The organism is Rummeliibacillus sp. SL167, from assembly GCF_007896505.1.
GTDB lineage: Bacteria > Bacillota > Bacilli > Bacillales_A > Planococcaceae > Rummeliibacillus > Rummeliibacillus suwonensis.
The window spans coordinates 1,754,858-1,773,713 of record NZ_VCBM01000001.1 but is presented as its reverse complement, the minus strand read 5'-3'; the positions used below and the strand labels follow the sequence as shown (position 1 = coordinate 1,773,713).

The window sequence follows — 18,856 nt, the reverse complement described above, 5'->3', positions numbered from 1 at the left end:
ATTTGTTGTGCTATCGTTTGTAACAACTTCTAAAATGTACGGAATAGGAGTTGTTTTTTTGTGCTTTATTTTAAGTTTTTATTTATCAGAACACGATAAATGTAAACGCTTACTATTGATTTTATTAAAACAAGGGGTTGAAAACTGTGGAAAAAAATTACTCACCGGGTTTGGATGGGGTTATTGCGGCAGAAACAAAAATTTCTGTATTAGATACCGTAGAGAGCCAAATTGTCATAAGAGGCTATGATCTAATCGATTTGTCGAAGAAATATACTTATTTAGATATCGTTAACTTATTGTTGCTTGGTCAACTGCCATCAAAAGATGAAAAAGTAGCATTAGAAAATAAATTAAAAGCGAACTATGCTATTCCATATGAAATTATTGATATTTTCAAATTGTTACCAAAAGATACACATCCAATGGACGGATTACGTACAGGTATCTCTTCATTAGCAGGATTCGATCCTAAAATCGATGATCGCTCCTTCCATACAAATTTAGAACGCGCATATAAGTTACTTGGTAGCATGCCAAACATTGTAGCCAATAGTTATCGTGTATTAAATAACCAAGAAGTAGTTGAACCAGATGTATCATTATCTTACAGTGCGAACTTTTACTATATGATTACAGGCAAAAAACCAACGAAAACAGAAGAAGAAATTTTCGACCAATCGCTTATTCTTTATAGCGAGCACGAAATGCCTAATTCGACTTTTACAGCACGCGTTATTGCCTCTACACAATCGGATTTATATGGTGCATTAACAGGTGCGGTTGCTTCTCTAAAAGGTAATCTTCATGGTGGGGCGAACGAAGCGGTTATGCATATGCTATTGGAAGCTAAAACCGTTGAAGGTTTTGAAAAGCTTTTAAAGAGTAAATTAGCAAAGAAAGAAAAAATCATGGGATTCGGTCATCGTGTATATATGAAAAAAATGGACCCAAGAGCTTTAATTATGAAACAGGCATTACGTAAATTATGTGATGCAAAAGGCGACGATCTTTTATACCGCATGGGTGAAGCTGGAGAGGCTATAATGAAAGAAGAAAAAGGATTATATCCAAACCTTGATTACTATGCAGCGCCTGTTTACTATATGTTAGGCTTACCGATCGAGCTATATACACCGATTTTCTTCAGTTCAAGAACAGCTGGTTTATGTACTCATGTCATCGAACAACATGAAAACAACCGCTTATTTAGACCTCGTGTTATTTATACAGGCGAGCGTCATAACGTCAAACAAGCTTAGTCAAATCAAAATTTAAAGTTATTAAACTCGCCCATTGTGTGCGTTGGCCAGAACGCACACAATGTATTATACAAAAAAATTATTAAAAAAGGAAGATAGTCTATGATTAAAACAAATGACATTAAAAAGACAGATCAGATTTTAGAAAATATTGCCGACTATGTATTAGATACTGAGATCAAAAGTACGGAAGCGTTTGAAACGGCACGTTATGTTTTAATCGATACATTAGGTTGTGGGATTTTAGCACTACAATATCCTGAATGTACGAAACTATTAGGCCCTGTTGTACCTGGTACGATTGTTCCTAATGGTACACATGTTCCAGGAACATCTTATGTCTTAGATCCTGTAAGAGGTGCGTTTAATATTGGTTGTATGATTCGCTGGCTCGATTATAATGACACATGGCTTGCAGCAGAATGGGGCCATCCATCTGATAATTTAGGTGGTATTTTAGCTGTAGCAGATTATATTAGTCGTGTTCATGTAGCAGAAGGTAAAGAACCATTAAAAGTAAAAGACGTTTTGGAAATGATGATTAAAGCACATGAAATTCAAGGTGTACTAGCACTTGAAAATAGCTTAAACCGTGTAGGACTTGACCATGTTCTATATGTAAAAGTGGCAACAACAGCTGTTGTGACAAAAGCTTTAGGTGGAACCCGTCAAGAAATCATCAATGCCCTTTCTAATGCATGGATCGATAATTCTAGCTTACGTACGTATCGTCATGCACCAAATACAGGTTCTCGTAAATCATGGGCAGCAGGAGATGCAACGAGTCGTGCTGTACATTTAGCGATGATGGCTGTCAAAGGCGAAATGGGTTATCCAACTGCATTGTCTGCACCAGATTGGGGCTTCCAAGATGTGTTGTTTCATAAAAAAGAATTAAAATTGGCACGTCCATTTGGATCTTATGTAATGGAAAATGTGCTATTTAAAGTATCCTACCCAGCTGAATTCCATGCACAAACTGCTGCAGAATGTGCTGTTGCTCTACATGATGAAGTAAAAGATCGTTTAGACGATATTGATAAAATTCAAATTACAACTCATGAGTCTGCTATTCGTATCATCGATAAAGAAGGACCTTTAAATAACCCAGCTGATCGTGACCACTGTATTCAATATATTACGGCTGTAGGTTTATTATATGGCGATGTTACAGCGGATCATTATGAAGATGAAGCAGCTGCAGATCCACGAATTGACGCATTACGTGACAAAATGTATACAGTGGAAAAAGAACAATATACGATCGATTATTTAGATCCAGAAAAACGTTCCATCGCAAATGCTGTTCAAATATTCTACAAAGATGGTACATCATCCGAATTAGTAGTATGCGAATATCCATTAGGACATCGTTTCCGTCGCCAAGAAGCATTCCCTAAAATTATTGAAAAGTTCAATGCCAATATGGCAACGAAATTTGCTTCAAAACAATTGAAACAAATCCAAGATGTATGTTTAGACAAAGAAAAAGTTGAATCGATGAATGTGAATGAGTTTGTTGATTTATTTACAATTTAAGGAGGGATTTTTATGGCATGGATTGTAAACCAACCTGTTTCTCAAAAGGAACTTGCAACGAAATTTCGTGAATTAATAGCACAATCTAGCATTTTACAAATTCCTGGCGCACATGATGCGATGGCTGGGTTAATGGCTAAAAAAGCAGGATTTGAAGCGCTCTATTTATCAGGAGCAGCTTATACGGCAAGTCGTGGTTTACCTGATTTAGGAATCGTTAATTCAGATGAAGTAGCAGATCGCGCGCGTGAAATTATTCGCGCGACAAATTTACCACTTCTTGTAGATATTGATACAGGATTTGGCGGTGTGCTAAATGTTGCACGAACAGCTCGTGAAATGGAAGAAGCGGGTGTTGCTGCCGTTCAAATAGAAGACCAAGATTTACCGAAAAAATGCGGCCATCTCAACGGGAAAAAATTAGTGACTCAAGATGAAATGGTACAAAAAATCCAAATGATTAAACAAGTAGCACCATCGATTGTCATCGTTGCGCGAACAGATGCACGTGCTGTAGAAGGTCTAGATCAAGCAATCACACGTACAAAAGCTTATATTGAAGCGGGTGCGGATGCTATTTTCCCAGAGGCTCTTCAGGATGAAGAAGAATTCAAACAATTTTCTCAAGAAATAGATATACCATTGTTAGCAAATATGACTGAATTCGGAAAAACACCGTACTATACCGTAGAAGAATTTGAAAAAATGGGCTATCAAATGGTCATTTACCCTGTAACATCTATGCGTGTGGCAGCAAAGGCTTATGAGCGTGTATTCCAATTAATTAAAGAAGAAGGTACACAAAAAGAAGCATTGAAAGATATGCAACCGCGCAGTGAGTTATATGAAACCATTTCATATGATGATTTTGAAGCTTTAGATAAGAATATTTCGAAAACCATTTTATCAAAGGGACAATAATCATTTGGTGTTCTCCTCATATGAAACCAAGGCATGATTGCTCAAAGGCTAGTACTTAAAATAAAAAAGAGTAGCAAATCATCAGAAGCAACTACGTTGGAAAACCATTTTTAATGATTCGCTCAAATAAAAGCTAGCCCCTATTGAAAAAGGAACAGGTGGTAACATGAAAAAAATTCATAAAGTATTAGTAGCTAACAGAGGGGAAATTGCCATTCGCATTTTCCGTGCATGTGATGAGTTGAATATCAAAACTGTAGCAATTTATTCAAAAGAGGATACCGGATCTTACCACCGTTACAAAGCTGATGAATCTTATTTAGTAGGAGAACATCAAAAACCAATCGATGCTTATTTGGATATTGAAAATATTTTACAGATTGCTAAGTTAAGTGGAGCGGACGCGATTCATCCTGGATATGGCTTCTTATCTGAAAATATTCAGTTTGCAAAGCGCTGTGAAGAAGAAGAAATTATTTTTATCGGCCCAGATACAAAACATTTAGATATGTTCGGAGATAAAGTGAAAGCCAAAGAACAAGCTAAACGAGCGGGCATTCCAGTTATTCCCGGCAGTGATGGTCCTGTGTCTTCTTTAGAAGAAGTACTTGCTTTTAGTGAACAATATGGTTATCCAATTATTATTAAAGCATCGCTTGGTGGCGGTGGACGTGGTATGCGTATTGTGCATAATGCAGACGAGGTAGCAGAAGCTTATACACGTGCGAAGTCGGAGGCAAAAGCAGCATTTGGCAATGATGAAGTATACGTGGAGCGCTATGTCGATCATCCTAAGCATATCGAAGTGCAAATTTTGGCAGATAAACATGGCAATATTGTTCACTTGTATGAGCGCGATTGCTCTGTACAGCGCCGACATCAAAAAGTAGTGGAAGTAGCACCTTCTGTCTCATTATCGCATCGTTTACGTCAGGACATTTGTCAAGCTGCTGTTCAATTAGCGCAAAATGTTCAATATGTTAATGCTGGTACGGTTGAATTTTTGGTATCAGGAGATGAATTCTTCTTTATCGAAGTAAACCCAAGAGTACAAGTTGAACATACCATTACGGAAATGATTACAGATATTGATATTGTGCAAACGCAAATTTTAATTGCAGAAGGTCATACATTGCATGGTGATATGATCAATATTCCAGAGCAGAAAAATATTCAGACACATGGTTTTGCCATTCAATGCCGTATAACAACTGAAGATCCACTTAATCATTTTATGCCAGATACAGGACGAATTGCAGTCTATCGTTCTGGTGGAGGCTTTGGTGTACGAATCGATGCGGGCGACGCATTCCAGGGCGCTGTCATCACGCCGTATTATGATTCATTGCTCGTAAAAGTATCAACGCATGCTGTTACCTTTAAGCAAGCTGCTGCTAAAATGCTTCGAAATCTGCGTGAATTTCGAATTCGAGGTATAAAAACGAATATACCTTTTTTAGAAAATGTCGTACAACATCCTCATTTTTTAAGTGGTTCCTATGATACATCCTTCATAGGTGATACACCTGAACTTTTTACTTTTTCAAAAAGAAAAGATCGTGGGACAAAAATTCTTTCCTATATTGCGAATGTCACAGTAAATGGATTCCCAGGGGTCGAAAAGAGACCAAAACCGCATTTTGATGTACCTGTCATTCCAAAATCAAAGGCTTTAGCTACTCTTTCTCCAAGTGCCAAGCATATTTTAGATGAACAGGGACCAAATGCAGTTGCCGATTGGGTTAAAGAACAACAACGTATATTATTAACAGATACTACATTTCGTGATGCACATCAGTCATTATTGGCAACACGTGTTCGCTCGAAAGATTTATGGACGATTGCAAAGCCAACTGCTGAATTATTACCCAATCTTTTTTCGATGGAAGTATGGGGTGGTGCTACCTTTGATGTGGCGTATCGCTTTTTAAAAGAAGATCCATGGAAAAGACTAGAAGAAATTAGAAAGTTAGCACCGAACACTCTTTTACAAATGTTGTTACGAGCATCCAATGCTGTTGGATATAAAAATTATCCAGATAACGTCATTCAACGATTTGTAAAACAATCCGCTGAAGCGGGAGTCGATGTATTCCGCATTTTCGATAGCTTGAATTGGGTAACAAGTATGGAAGTAGCAATTGATGCTGTACGCAATGCTAACAAAATTGCAGAAGCTTCTATTTGTTATACAGGAGATCTGAATGATCCAGCGCGCGCCAAATATAATATTGATTATTATAAAAAAATGGCAAAATCCCTAGAACAAGCAGGTGCGCATATTCTAGGGATTAAAGATATGGCAGGTTTATTAAAACCATCTGCTGCACAGCGTTTAATTTCCGAATTAAAAGAAACTGTTGATCTTCCAATTCATCTGCATACGCATGATACGAGCGGCAATGGTATTTTGACCTATAAAGAGGCCATTGATGCGGGTGTTGATATTGTCGATACAGCTATTGGTGCATTATCAGGATTGACATCACAACCGAATATCCAAACGTTATATTATGCTTTAGAAGATCATAAACGTCGGCCCGACGTATCCATCGATGCATTAGAAGAGCTTTCCGCCTATTGGAGCGATGTAAGAACCTACTATAGCGATTTTGAAAGTGGTTTGAAAGCATCCAATACGGAAGTATATCGTCACGAGATGCCAGGAGGTCAATTTAGTAATTTACGTCAACAAGCAAAAGCTGTTGGATTAGGTGAGCGTTGGAATGAAGTAAAAGACATGTATCGCCGAGTTAACTTATTGTTTGGTGATATTGTCAAAGTTACACCTTCTTCTAAAGTGGTCGGTGATATGGCACTGTTTATGGTGCAAAATAACTTAACAGAAAATGATATTTTTGAAAAGGGAAAAACAATTGATTTTCCAGATTCAGTTATTGAACTCTTTTCAGGATACCTTGGACAACCTACTGGTGGTTTTCCAAAGGAATTGCAAAAAATCATTTTGAAAGGCAAAGAGCCTATTAACGTAAGACCAGGTGAATTATTGAAACCAGTTGATTTTGATGCTTTGCAACAAGAATTAGCAAAAGAAATGAAAGAACAACCAACTGCCCATGATGTGACAGCATATGCACTTTATCCAAAAGTCTTTTTGCAATATGTTGAAACGTTTAAGCACTTTGGCGATATTTCCATCTTAGATACGCCTACCTTTTTATTTGGAATGCGTATTGGTGAAAAAATAAGTATTGAAATTGAAAAAGGAAAGACACTCTTTATCAAGTTAGTTTCGATTGGTGAAGCTGCTAACGATGGTACACGCGTTGTTTATTTTGAATTGAATGGTCAAGCTCGTACTATTCGTGTAAAAGACGAAAATATTCAAACCAATATCAAGCAATCATTGAAAGCAGATGCTAAAAATAAAAAACATATTGGTGCAACAATGCCAGGTACAGTTTTGAAAGTCCTTGTTGATGTTGGTACAAAAGTTAAGCAGGGTGATCATTTACTCATTACAGAAGCGATGAAAATGGAAACAACGATTCAAGCCCCATTTAATGGTGTGATTAAGGATATCTACGTACAAAACGGTGATTCGATTGAAGTAGATGACTTACTAATTGAACTTTCATAATTATAAGCGATTCTTTTTAATATAACCTATTATTTTATACAAAACATTGAGCTCCCCAACTCGAATGAATAAACATAAAGTAATAGCGTTAATTATACAAAAAAAGTTCATTTTAAACATATAAAAAACATACTTATTGAATATGTTGCATACTTTTAAATTTAAGGGTTATAAAGGCTTGCAAGGACAATCTAAAAGACTTTTATCTTTCTTCAATTAAATTACGAAAAACTTATTAGAGAGCAGCTAAAGATCCATACAAATGCCAGACGTCCTCACGCAACAGAAATGGGAGCCACTGAAAAATGAATTCACCCCCCAACGTGATAAGATCGGTTTTTGGTTTATAAAATGAAAGAATAGATGGATTTTTATTAACAAAAATGACGATATTCTCGTTTTTCAGTGACTTCCCAGAAAATGAATGATCCTTAAAAAGACTGTTTCTTCTAATAAGGAATGATCATCAAAGGTAAACATCAACAGGGTCAGCTATGGGTGTTACTTTTATCCTTCCATACTTCATGCAAAGCTATGTAAAGAGCTTTGTATGAAGTATATCCATGTAGAACAAAGACAACCAGGTAAAATTCCAAGTTATTTGGTAGCGAGTTCTTACATATATAAGGATAAAGTAACAACTCATATCTATAAAAAACCACCCTAGTATTCTATTTTTAACATTTACAATAGCAAAAGAGAGTACAAAATGATAAAAAGTCTAAAAATTTTGAAGTTAAAAAATTCTGCTAGTATGCTTAAAAAAGAAATATAAATAAAAGATACAAGATATCCTCTTTAGGCGAATTCTGTGACAATGTTTTTGGGTTCAACGTATTGTCTAAAACGGTTCTATTGCTTGTCTTTGATAGAGAAATGGAATTCACCATCGACTACATATTTTGTTAAAAAACTAGCTAATTAAAATTTTTAGAAAAGTTGAGTTATTTAATTTAAGTATAATATGTTATTTTTTAATGAAAAAATGTCATAAGGCAGACTATGGACATAAATCTATGATTTATATACAATATACATGTATTTCATAATATTATGAAATTTAAGATGGGAGGAAAATGTGTGAACATCCACGAATATCAAGGCAAAGAAATACTTCGTCAATATGGGGTAGCGGTTCCTGCTGGTCGAGTTGCTTTCTCACCAGAAGAAGCAGTAAAAGTAGCCAAGGAATTAGATTCAAAGGTTACAGTAGTGAAGGCACAAATCCATGCAGGTGGACGTGGTAAAGCGGGCGGAGTGAAGATCGCTAAAAATTTAGAAGAAGTTCGTTCTTATGCTAAAGAATTATTAGGAAAAATACTTGTTACACATCAAACAGGTCCTGAAGGGAAAAAAGTTAAGCGTCTATACATAGAGGCTGGCTCGGATATCAAAAAAGAATATTATTTAAGCTTTTTAGTAGATAGGGCCACTTCAAGAGTGACTGTCATGGGCTCAGAAGAAGGTGGCATGGATATAGAAGAGGTAGCGGCAACAACTCCAGAGAAAATTTTTAAAGAAATCGTTGATCCAGTTGTTGGTCTTACTGAATTCCAAGCAAGACGCCTTGCGTTTAATATGAATATTCCAAATCATTTGATTAATAAAACGGCGAAGCTAATGCTAGGCGTGTATAACGCATTTGTAGAAAAAGATGCTTCCATCTTAGAAATTAACCCTCTAGCCATAACAGGGGAAAACGAAGTGCAGGCATTAGACGCAAAATTTAATTTTGATAGTAATGCATTATATAGACATAAAGATATCGTTGAATTGCGAGATTTTGATGAAGAAGATCCAAAAGAAATCGAAGCTTCAAAATATGATTTAAATTATGTTACTTTAAACGGTAATATCGGCTGCATGGTGAATGGTGCAGGCTTAGCAATGTCCACAATGGATATAATTGGATATTATGGTGGACATCCAGCAAACTTCCTAGACGTTGGCGGTAGTGCAACTGCTGAAAAAGTAACAGAAGCATTTAAAATTATTTTATCTGACTCCAATGTTAAGGGAATTTTAGTGAATATTTTTGGCGGTATTATGAAATGTGACGTAATTGCAGAAGGAGTAATCGTAGCTGCAAAAGAGGTTGGGTTAAGTGTACCATTAGTAGTTCGCCTTGAAGGAACGAATGTGACCCTAGGTAAAAAATTACTGAAAGAATCAGGCTTGAATATTGTTGCTGCAGATTCTTTAGGTGATGGTGCTCAAAAAATTGTAGAACTTGTAGGTTAAGAAAGGTGGAAAAAGGGTGAGTATTTATATCAACAAAGATACAAAAGTATTAGTACAGGGTATTACAGGTTCGACAGCGTTTTTCCATACAAAGCAGATGCTAGATTATGGTACTAAAATAGTAGCAGGTGTGACACCTGGTAAAGGTGGTACTTTCGTAGAAGGAGTACCTGTATTTAACACGGTTATTGATGCAGTCGAACAGACAGGAGCGAATGTATCTGTTATTTATGTTCCTGCTCCATTTGCAGCAGATGCGATTCTTGAAGCAGTTGATGCGGAATTAGATTTGGTTGTCTGTATTACTGAGCATATTCCAGTATTGGATATGGTCAAAGTTAAACGCTATATGGAAGGCAAGAAAACACGTTTAATAGGTCCAAACTGCCCAGGTGTTGTGACAGCAGATGAATGTAAAATCGGCATTATGCCAGGATATATTCATAAGAAAGGACATGTAGGCGTTGTTTCACGTTCTGGTACGTTAACTTATGAAGCAGTCTATCAATTAACAGTAGCAGGTCTTGGTCAAACAACAGCAGTCGGTATTGGTGGAGACCCTGTAAATGGTACAAATTTCATAGACGTATTAAAAGAATTTGAAGCTGATCCAGAAACATATGGTGTTATTATGATTGGAGAAATCGGTGGAACAGCCGAAGAAGAAGCAGCAGAATGGATTAAAGCAAATATGACAAAACCTGTCGTTGGCTTTATAGGCGGTCAAACTGCACCTCCTGGAAAACGTATGGGGCATGCGGGAGCGATCATTTCTGGTGGTAAAGGTACGGCTAAAGAAAAGATCGAAAAGTTAAATGAATGTGGGATCGAAGTAGCTCCAACACCGGCTGTTATTGGAGAAACATTTATTCGCGTCATTAAAGAAAAAGGCTTATATGAAAAATGTAAAACCCATTAAAATAAAATGTAAGGGCTATCTTAAAAGTAAAAAATAGTATGTTAGGAGTAAAATCCTATCATGCTAATTTTTTGATAAGCAGGTAAAGATCCGAGTAGACTAGTAAAAAGCAAAAGACTATTAAAAACGTTGGATATCAATGGATGATTGGAAAGATAATTTTATTGCTTTTTAGAAGAAAAAGGGCTTTTCTGTGATTCAAAAAGTAAGAAAGTGAAACCCAGTAAGAGATAAGCAAGCGATGCGGTTTGTTCCTTGTCTACGAAAAATATAGCGGATTTTTACCCTATAGGATATCGGATATCCAAAAGATTTTATGGAGTTTTTTAACAGTTTGATGAAGTTCTGCTTTTTTGTAATGAATCCAAATACCTGTTTTTGCGTATTTGTATAAGCTTTTGAATTTATATGCGCTATAGGCAGGCACCTTCTGCAAGGGAGCCAATGTGTCTTGTTGTTCACTGCGCTTGCTTCCTGCATCGCTTTGCAAGTTTCATTGCAGAAAACATATTCCTGTGAGGCTGTTCTAAAAACTTCATCAGAGGAGTTTGGTTCGACAGCTTATTTTCGCATAAAATTTGCCACTATTTGTTCTAGGAGTTACGTTAAAAAATCAACAATTAATGGGGTTTTTATCAATTAAAAATGGAGGGAAGCTATGTTCGATGTGAATTTTTCAGAAAGATTACTTGCACTACATTATGTATTTCCTGTTCCCCTTAACAGGCTACAATCATTACTTAAAGTAGATCCGAAATTGCAAAAATTAGAACGAATGTCTCCTCAAGATATCGCAAAATATTTGAATTTATCCGTCGAAAAAGCTAAATATTTACAAGAAAATTATGTCCATACGCTCATATCCCCTTTAAAACAGGCGTATGAAGAACATAATATCTTCCCCATCCCTTTTCACCACCCGATGTATCCTAACAAATTACTTGCATTATATGACCCACCAGTTGTACTTTATACAAAAGGATTAGTTGATATTTTGAAGAATTGGCGTAGAATTGCTATAGTTGGATCAAGGCAAGCTACAAGTTATTCTGAAGCTGTATTAAATTATATTGTGCCGCCATTAGTAGACAGAGATTATGTCATTGTAAGTGGATTAGCAAAAGGCGCTGATCGTATGGCTCATGAAGCAGCATTACGCTTTGCTGGACAGACGATAGCAGTATTAGGGCATGGTTTCTTTCACCTTTATCCACGGGAGAATCGAAAGCTGGCTGAAATAATAGCGAAAGAACATTTGCTTATTAGTGAGTATCCACCATATGTGAAACCGCAAAAATGGTATTTTCCGATGCGCAATCGGATTATTAGTGGTATTTCAGAAGGAATACTTGTCACAGAAGCAGCAGAAAAAAGTGGTACATTCAGTACAATTGATCATGGCTTAGAAAATGGTAAACCTATTTTTGCCGTACCTGGTGATATTACAAAAAAACTTTCTAAAGGACCACACAAATTGTTAGCAGAAGGTGCAACACCAGTATGGAACGGTTATCAAATAATAGAAGAAATAGAAGGATTTTTATTTTCTAAATGAAAAAAAGGTTGCAAATTTTGGATTTGTGGTATACATTTTGCAACAGGTAATTCTTTTGAAATTGAAACATCACCTCTATAGGGGGAACTTTAATGTCAGATTATTTAGTTATAGTGGAATCGCCCGCAAAAGCAAAAACAATCGAGCGATACTTAGGAAAAAAATATAAAGTAAAGGCTTCTATTGGACATGTTCGCGATTTGCCAAGAAGTCAAATGGGAATTGATACAGAAAATAATTACGAACCAAGATATATAACGATTCGTGGGAAAGGACCTGTATTACAAGATTTAAAATCGGCAGCCAAGAGAGCAAAAAAAGTCTATCTCGCAGCCGATCCAGACCGCGAAGGGGAAGCAATAGCTTGGCACTTAGCGACTGCTCTAAATATCGATAGTAAATCAGATTGCCGAGTAGTATTTAATGAGATTACGAAGGATGCGATAAAAGAGTCATTTAAGCATCCACGTCCAATTGATATGGACTTAGTAGATGCACAACAAGCCAGAAGAATTTTAGACCGTCTTGTTGGCTATAACATTAGTCCTTTATTATGGAAGAAAGTCAAGAAAGGTTTATCAGCAGGCCGAGTTCAATCGGTTGCACTGCGCTTGATCATTGATCGAGAAAACGAGATTAAAAATTTCCAACCGGAAGAATATTGGACCATCGATGGTAGCTTCCAAAAAGGAAAACAAACATTTGATGCACTATTTTATGGGAATACAAAAGAAAAACTTAAATTGTCAGATGAACAACAGGTGAAACAAATTCTTGATCAAATAAAAGGTGAAGATTTTGAAGTCATTAAGGTTGTCAAAAGAGAACGCAAAAGAAATGCATCACCAGCGTTTACCACTTCTTCCTTACAACAAGAAGCAGCAAGAAAATTGAATTTCCGTGCACGAAAAACAATGATGCTTGCACAACAATTGTATGAAGGTATTGATATTGGTAAAGAAGGTACAGTAGGTTTAATCACTTATATGCGTACAGATTCGACACGTATTTCTGAAACAGCTAAAAAAGAAGCTCATGACTATATTGAACAAAACTATGGTGAAGAGTACACGACTTTAATCACACAACAAGCAAAAAAATCGGAAAATGCTCAAGATGCTCATGAAGCCATTCGTCCAACCAGTACATTACGTCACCCTGATCAATTGAAAACGGTATTATCAAGAGATCAATTACGTTTATATCGTTTGATTTGGGATCGATTTGTTGCAAGCCAAATGGCTCCAGCTATATTAGATACGGTGACTGCTGATTTACAAAATGGGGAGATTGTATTTCGTGCCTCAGGCTCAAACGTTAAATTTCCTGGTTTTATGAAACTGTATATCGAAGGTTCAGATGATCAAAAAGAGGAAAAAGATAAAATCTTACCCCCATTGCAAAAAGGGGATCATGTGAAAAGCTTAAAAATCGAACCTAAACAGCATTTCACTCAACCACCTCCACGTTTCTCTGAAGCACGCCTAGTTAAAACACTGGAGGAACTTGGAATTGGACGTCCATCCACCTATGCCCCTACGTTAGATACTATTCAGAAACGTGGCTATGTTTCGTTAGAAGCAAAACGATTTATTCCAACGGAACTAGGTGAAATTGTCCATTCGCTAGTGCTTGAATTTTTCCCGGGAATTATTGATATTGAATTTACAGCTCAAATGGAGAAAGACTTAGATAGTATTGAAGATGGAAATACTAAATGGGTTCAAATTATTGATAATTTCTATCAAAAATTCGAGAAAGACGTGAAACATGCAGAAATTGCAATGGAAAAAGTAGAGATTAAAGATGAACCTGCAGGTGAAGATTGTGAAGTATGCGGGGCGCCTATGGTCTTTAAATTGGGGCGTTACGGAAAATTTATGGCTTGTAGTAATTTTCCAGAATGTCGTAATACAAAGGCAATTATGAAGCAAATCGGCGTTAAATGTCCAAAATGTAAAGAAGGAGAAATTGTCGAAAGAAAAAGTAAGACAAAACGAATTTTTTATGGATGCAATCGTTATCCAGAATGTGATTTCGTATCATGGGATAAACCGATCAACCGCCCATGTCCAAAATGTAATGGACTATTGGTAGAAAAGAAAATTAAAAAGGGAATTCAAGTTCAATGTACAAGTTGCGACTATAAAGAAGAACCTACACAATGATGTATTTTTAGAAAGCAGGTAACAAAAGAATGACAACACCAATTGTAAATGTAATCGGAGCTGGTTTAGCAGGTAGTGAAGCTGCTTGGCAAATTGCTAAAAGAGGCGTACAAGTTCGTTTATATGAAATGCGCCCAGTGAAACAAACACCTGCACACCACACGGATCAATTTGCTGAACTTGTTTGTAGTAATTCATTGCGTGCAAACAATTTGACGAACGCAGTAGGCGTCATTAAAGAAGAAATGCGTCAATTAGACTCTATTATTATGGAAGCGGCAGATCATTGTTCTGTACCGGCTGGCGGAGCACTAGCTGTGGACCGTCATGAGTTTTCAGGTTATATTACAGAAAAAGTGAAAAATCATCCTCTTGTAGAAGTCATTAATGAAGAAGTGACAGAAATTCCAAAGGAAGGAATCACGGTAGTTGCGACAGGTCCCCTAACTTCAAAAGCTTTAGCGGATAAAATCCAACAGTTAACTGGTGAAGACTATTTATACTTTTACGATGCCGCTGCACCTATTATTGAAAAAGATAGTATTGACATGGAAAAAGTATATTTAAAATCTCGTTATGATAAAGGCGAGGCCGCTTACTTAAACTGTCCTATGACAGAAGAGGAATTTTATGCTTTCAGGAAAGCTCTTGTTGAAGCAGAAAAAGCACCGTTAAACGAGTTTGAAAAGGAAAAATACTTTGAAGGATGTATGCCGATCGAAGTAATGGCTGAAAGAGGTCCCAAAACGATGCTATTTGGTCCTATGAAACCAGTAGGCTTAGAAGACCCTAAAACAGGCAAACGTCCATTTGCCGTTGTTCAACTTCGCCAAGATGATGCGGCGGGAACACTTTACAATATCGTAGGATTTCAAACCCATTTAAAATGGGGAGCACAAAAAGAAGTATTTAGTATGATCCCAGGTTTAGAAAATGTTGAAATTGTACGATATGGTGTGATGCATCGGAATACGTTTATTAATTCTCCAAAGGTTTTAGCGCCAACGTATCAACTAAAAAGCAATCCAACTGTATTTTTTGCGGGCCAAATGACAGGTGTTGAAGGATATGTAGAATCAGCAGGGAGTGGCTTAATTGCAGGTGTAAATGCGGCACATTTAGCGTTGCAACAGGATTTATGTATTTTCCCAGCTGACACGGCTTTAGGAAGTATGGCACGTTATATTACAGAAGCAGATTCAAAACATTTCCAACCGATGAATGTAAACTTTGGTTTGTTCCCTGCATTGGGTGAAAAAATTAGATCAAAACAAGAACGTGGGGAAAAATATGCAGAACGTGCATTAAATGTGCTGCATCAGTTTAAAACCTTTACAAAAATTTAATTTGCGAAAGTCCTTAAATGTTTGTTATACTTTTAAGGGCTTTTTTTTTGACAATTATTTTCCAAAGCAAAATTTAACCTGCGTTAACTCACCTTAAGGTTTAAAGAGAGAAACAAGAAAGGATAGGTGAGGACATTAACTGCCGCATGCGTCTGATTGGTTCGGACCCACAAGATGTTGGTCGCTCAGGTGTTGCTACAGGACGTGGTACTCTTAACCTGACTTCCTCTAGTTCAGAAAGTTTTACTTTATATTATTTAGAATAAAAAATTCCATAATTAGGTATACTATTAGTGGGATGTTTATGGAATTGTACACAAAAATGTCATAAATCTACTGAAAATTGCCATATTCTAAGTTATAGAAAGCGTTCTCACTTTATTTAATTGATGGACAGTGAGAAAATAGGGAGGAGGACGTGAGTAAATGAGGTGTTCATATGGACATTCAGTTTGAGCAGGCACTTGAACAGTTTGTTACTTATATTCAACTGGAAAGAAATTTTTCTCCTTTAACAGTTCGAGACTATCGGACAGATATACTCGAATTTTTTACATTTCTTCAAGTAGAAGGTGTGGAAGATTTGGCACAAGTCGAATACATACATGCCAGACTTTTTGTAACAAAATTGTATGAAGAAAAAAAGGCAAGGACGACCATTTCAAGAAAAATATCTTCCATTCGTTCTTTTTTTAGATTTCTAAATAAAGAATACGATTTGGATGACACAGCATTTCAAGCTCTTTATCATCCAAAAAAAGAATTAAGACTGCCTCACTTTTTTTATGAAGAGGAACTAACTCAACTCTTTGATTCCAATGAAGGTACAGATCCTAAGTCATTGCGCAATATGGCTCTTTTAGAACTCCTATATGCAACTGGCATTCGAGTAAGTGAGCTCACCTCAATTGAACTAAAGGATATTGATTTTTCATTGAATATCTTGAGAGTAATGGGAAAAGGCAGAAAAGAGAGATACGTTCCATTTGGGCATTTTGCAGCAGAAGCAATGCAAAGTTATCTAGCAGAATCACGTCCTAAACTTGTAAAAGATGAAAAACATCCAAAACTATTTGTTAATATGCGAGGAGGGCCTCTTACTGCAAGAGGTGTTCGTTATATTTTAAATGATATGATGAAACAAACAGAGTTAAGAACTACTATATATCCGCATATGTTACGACATACATTCGCAACTCATTTATTGAATAATGGGGCGGATTTAAGGACTGTTCAGGAATTATTGGGACATTCAAGTTTGTCGTCAACGCAAGTTTATACACATGTAACGAAAGAACATCTTCGACACACATATATGAACACACATCCAAGAGCTTAATATTTTAAAGGAGGTTATGAGGATGGATTTGCATGCAACGACTATCTTTGCCATACAGCATAACGGTCAAAGCGCTATGGCAGGCGATGGGCAAGTTACACTTGGAAATTCTGTAGTGATGAAACACACAGCTAAAAAAGTTCGTCGTTTGTATAACGGCAAAGTATTAGCAGGATTTGCCGGTTCTGTGGCAGATGCTTTCACATTGTTTGAAATGTTCGAAAGTAGACTGATGGAGTATAATGGAAACTTGCAAAGGGCTGCAGTTGAAGTTGCAAAACAATGGCGTGGTGATAAGATGCTTCAAAAATTAGAGGCACTTTTGCTTGTGATGAACAGTGAAACATTGCTGTTAGTATCTGGTTCCGGAGAAGTGATAGAACCAGATGACGGAATTTTGGCCATTGGTTCTGGTGGGAATTATGCATTGTCCGCTGGGCGAGCATTAAAGCAATATACGGGTAATATGTTGACTGCAAAAGAAATTGCAAAAGCATCTTTAGAAATAGCAGCAGATATTTGTGTATTTACAAATCATAATATTATCGTGGAGGATCTGGACGAATGACACAACAAAAGACCCCTAGAGAAATGTTAGAGTATTTGAATCGTTATATTGTAGGTCAAAATGAAGCAAAGCGTGCAGTTGCTGTAGCCTTGCGCAACCGTTATCGTAGACAATTACTCTCAGAAGAGATGAGAAACGAAGTAATACCAAAGAATATTTTGATGATCGGTCCAACTGGTGTTGGTAAGACTGAAATTGCTAGACGTATTGCTCGCCTTGTGAAGGCACCATTTCTTAAAGTTGAGGCTACAAAGTTTACAGAAGTTGGATATGTTGGGCGAGATGTAGAATCAATGGTACGCGATTTAGTGGAAATTTCGAATCGCTTGGTAAAAGAAGAAAAACAAGAAGAAGTAAAAGAACAGGCTGAACGATTAGCAAATGATCAGATTGTCAAATTATTAGTACCAAGCATGAAAAAAAAGCAATCTACGCAAAACCCATTTGAGGCTCTATTTGGTCAGAAAAGCGATACTTCTGAGGAAAATTCAGAAGAAGATTCGCAAGTCCGTTTAAAACGTTCACAAATTGCTGAAAAATTGCAAGATGGTAAGCTGGAAAATGAATGGGTAACCATCGAAGTAACAGAACAACAAACGAATATGATGGGTATTTTCCCAGGTGCTTTGGATATGGGTGGAACAAATATGGGAGACATGCTTTCCAACATCATGCCGCCGAAAAAGAAAAAACGTCGTCTACAGGTAAAAGATGCTAGACGTATACTAACAATTGAAGAAGCCAACAAATTGATAGATAATGATGAAGTGTCTGAAGAAGCAATTCGACGGGCAGAAGAAACGGGCATTATCTTTATCGATGAAATCGATAAAATAGCAACTAGAAGTAATAGCGCTAACGGAGGCAATGCAAATGTATCCCGTGAAGGTGTTCAACGTGATATTTTGCCAATCGTTGAAGGATCAACGGTTAATACAAAATACGGACTTGTAAGAACTGATTTTATGCTGTTTATAGCAGCAGGTGCTTTCCATATGTCAAAACCATCTGATTTAATCCCCGAATTGCAGGGGAGATTCCCAATTCGTGTTGAATTAGAAAAATTGACAAAAGAAGATTTTGTACGTATTTTAAAAGAGCCTGATCATTCGCTGATTCTTCAATATCAAGCATTACTTGCCACTGAAGGTGTTGAAATTGCATTTACAGATGAAGCAATCGAACGCATCGCAGAAATTGCAATGAATGTGAACCAAGATTCAGATAATATTGGTGCAAGACGTTTGCATACAATTCTAGAACGCCTATTGGAAGAATTATCATTTGAAGCAGCTGACATTTCGCCAGCCCGTATTGAAATCACTGAAAGTTATGTGGATGAAAAGCTTAACGAGATTGTCAAGAACAAAGATTTGTCACAGTTTATTTTATAGTTT

Annotated in this window: 12 protein-coding genes; all 12 read left to right on the top strand. The window is 36.7% G+C overall.

The window, feature by feature from the left end:
* Positions 1-137: 137 nt before the first annotated feature.
* The 12 genes from mmgD to hslU all read left to right on the top strand — a co-directional run bounded on the left by mmgD (position 138) and on the right by hslU (position 18,853).
* Positions 138-1,262, top strand: coding sequence for a citrate synthase (gene mmgD, locus FEZ13_RS07975; RefSeq protein ID WP_146552133.1), 1,125 nt, complete (start codon positions 138-140; stop codon positions 1,260-1,262).
* Positions 1,263-1,364: 102 nt separating this feature from the next.
* Complete coding sequence (gene prpD, locus FEZ13_RS07970; RefSeq protein WP_146552132.1) at positions 1,365-2,801, top strand: 2-methylcitrate dehydratase; 1,437 nt, start codon at positions 1,365-1,367, stop codon at positions 2,799-2,801.
* 12 nt (positions 2,802-2,813) lie between these two features.
* The gene (gene prpB / locus FEZ13_RS07965; protein ID WP_146552131.1) at positions 2,814-3,722 is read left to right on the top strand and encodes a methylisocitrate lyase; all 909 of its coding nucleotides are present in this window, start codon (positions 2,814-2,816) and stop codon (positions 3,720-3,722) included.
* 166 nt (positions 3,723-3,888) lie between these two features.
* The gene (gene pyc / locus FEZ13_RS07960; protein ID WP_146552130.1) at positions 3,889-7,323 is read left to right on the top strand and encodes a pyruvate carboxylase; all 3,435 of its coding nucleotides are present in this window, start codon (positions 3,889-3,891) and stop codon (positions 7,321-7,323) included.
* Between the two features lie 1,080 nt (positions 7,324-8,403).
* Entirely contained in the window at positions 8,404-9,564 is a 1,161-nt protein-coding gene (gene sucC / locus FEZ13_RS07955) for an ADP-forming succinate--CoA ligase subunit beta (protein ID WP_146552129.1), read from the top strand.
* Positions 9,565-9,580: 16 nt separating this feature from the next.
* Positions 9,581-10,483, top strand: coding sequence for a succinate--CoA ligase subunit alpha (sucD, locus tag FEZ13_RS07950; RefSeq protein WP_146552128.1), 903 nt, complete (start codon positions 9,581-9,583; stop codon positions 10,481-10,483).
* A gap of 658 nt (positions 10,484-11,141) precedes the next feature.
* Complete coding sequence (gene dprA / locus FEZ13_RS07945) at positions 11,142-12,038, top strand: DNA-processing protein DprA (protein ID WP_146552127.1); 897 nt, start codon at positions 11,142-11,144, stop codon at positions 12,036-12,038.
* 92 nt (positions 12,039-12,130) lie between these two features.
* Positions 12,131-14,206, top strand: a complete 2,076-nt coding sequence (gene topA, locus FEZ13_RS07940; RefSeq protein WP_146552126.1) for a type I DNA topoisomerase — start codon at positions 12,131-12,133, stop codon at positions 14,204-14,206.
* A 29-nt stretch (positions 14,207-14,235) separates the two neighbouring features.
* Positions 14,236-15,552 (top strand): FADH(2)-oxidizing methylenetetrahydrofolate--tRNA-(uracil(54)-C(5))-methyltransferase TrmFO, encoded by a 1,317-nt coding sequence (trmFO, locus tag FEZ13_RS07935; protein ID WP_146552125.1) that lies wholly within the window; start codon positions 14,236-14,238, stop codon positions 15,550-15,552.
* A 439-nt stretch (positions 15,553-15,991) separates the two neighbouring features.
* Positions 15,992-16,891 carry a tyrosine recombinase XerC gene (gene xerC, locus FEZ13_RS07930; protein WP_146552124.1) on the top strand — a complete coding sequence of 300 codons (900 nt, stop codon included), beginning with the start codon at positions 15,992-15,994 and terminating at the stop codon, positions 16,889-16,891.
* Between the two features lie 22 nt (positions 16,892-16,913).
* Positions 16,914-17,459 carry an ATP-dependent protease subunit HslV gene (gene hslV, locus FEZ13_RS07925; RefSeq protein ID WP_146552123.1) on the top strand — a complete coding sequence of 182 codons (546 nt, stop codon included), beginning with the start codon at positions 16,914-16,916 and terminating at the stop codon, positions 17,457-17,459.
* Positions 17,456-18,853, top strand: a complete 1,398-nt coding sequence (gene hslU, locus FEZ13_RS07920) for an ATP-dependent protease ATPase subunit HslU (RefSeq protein WP_146552122.1) — start codon at positions 17,456-17,458, stop codon at positions 18,851-18,853. Before hslV ends, hslU begins: the two co-directional genes overlap by 4 nt.
* Positions 18,854-18,856 lie beyond the last annotated feature (3 nt).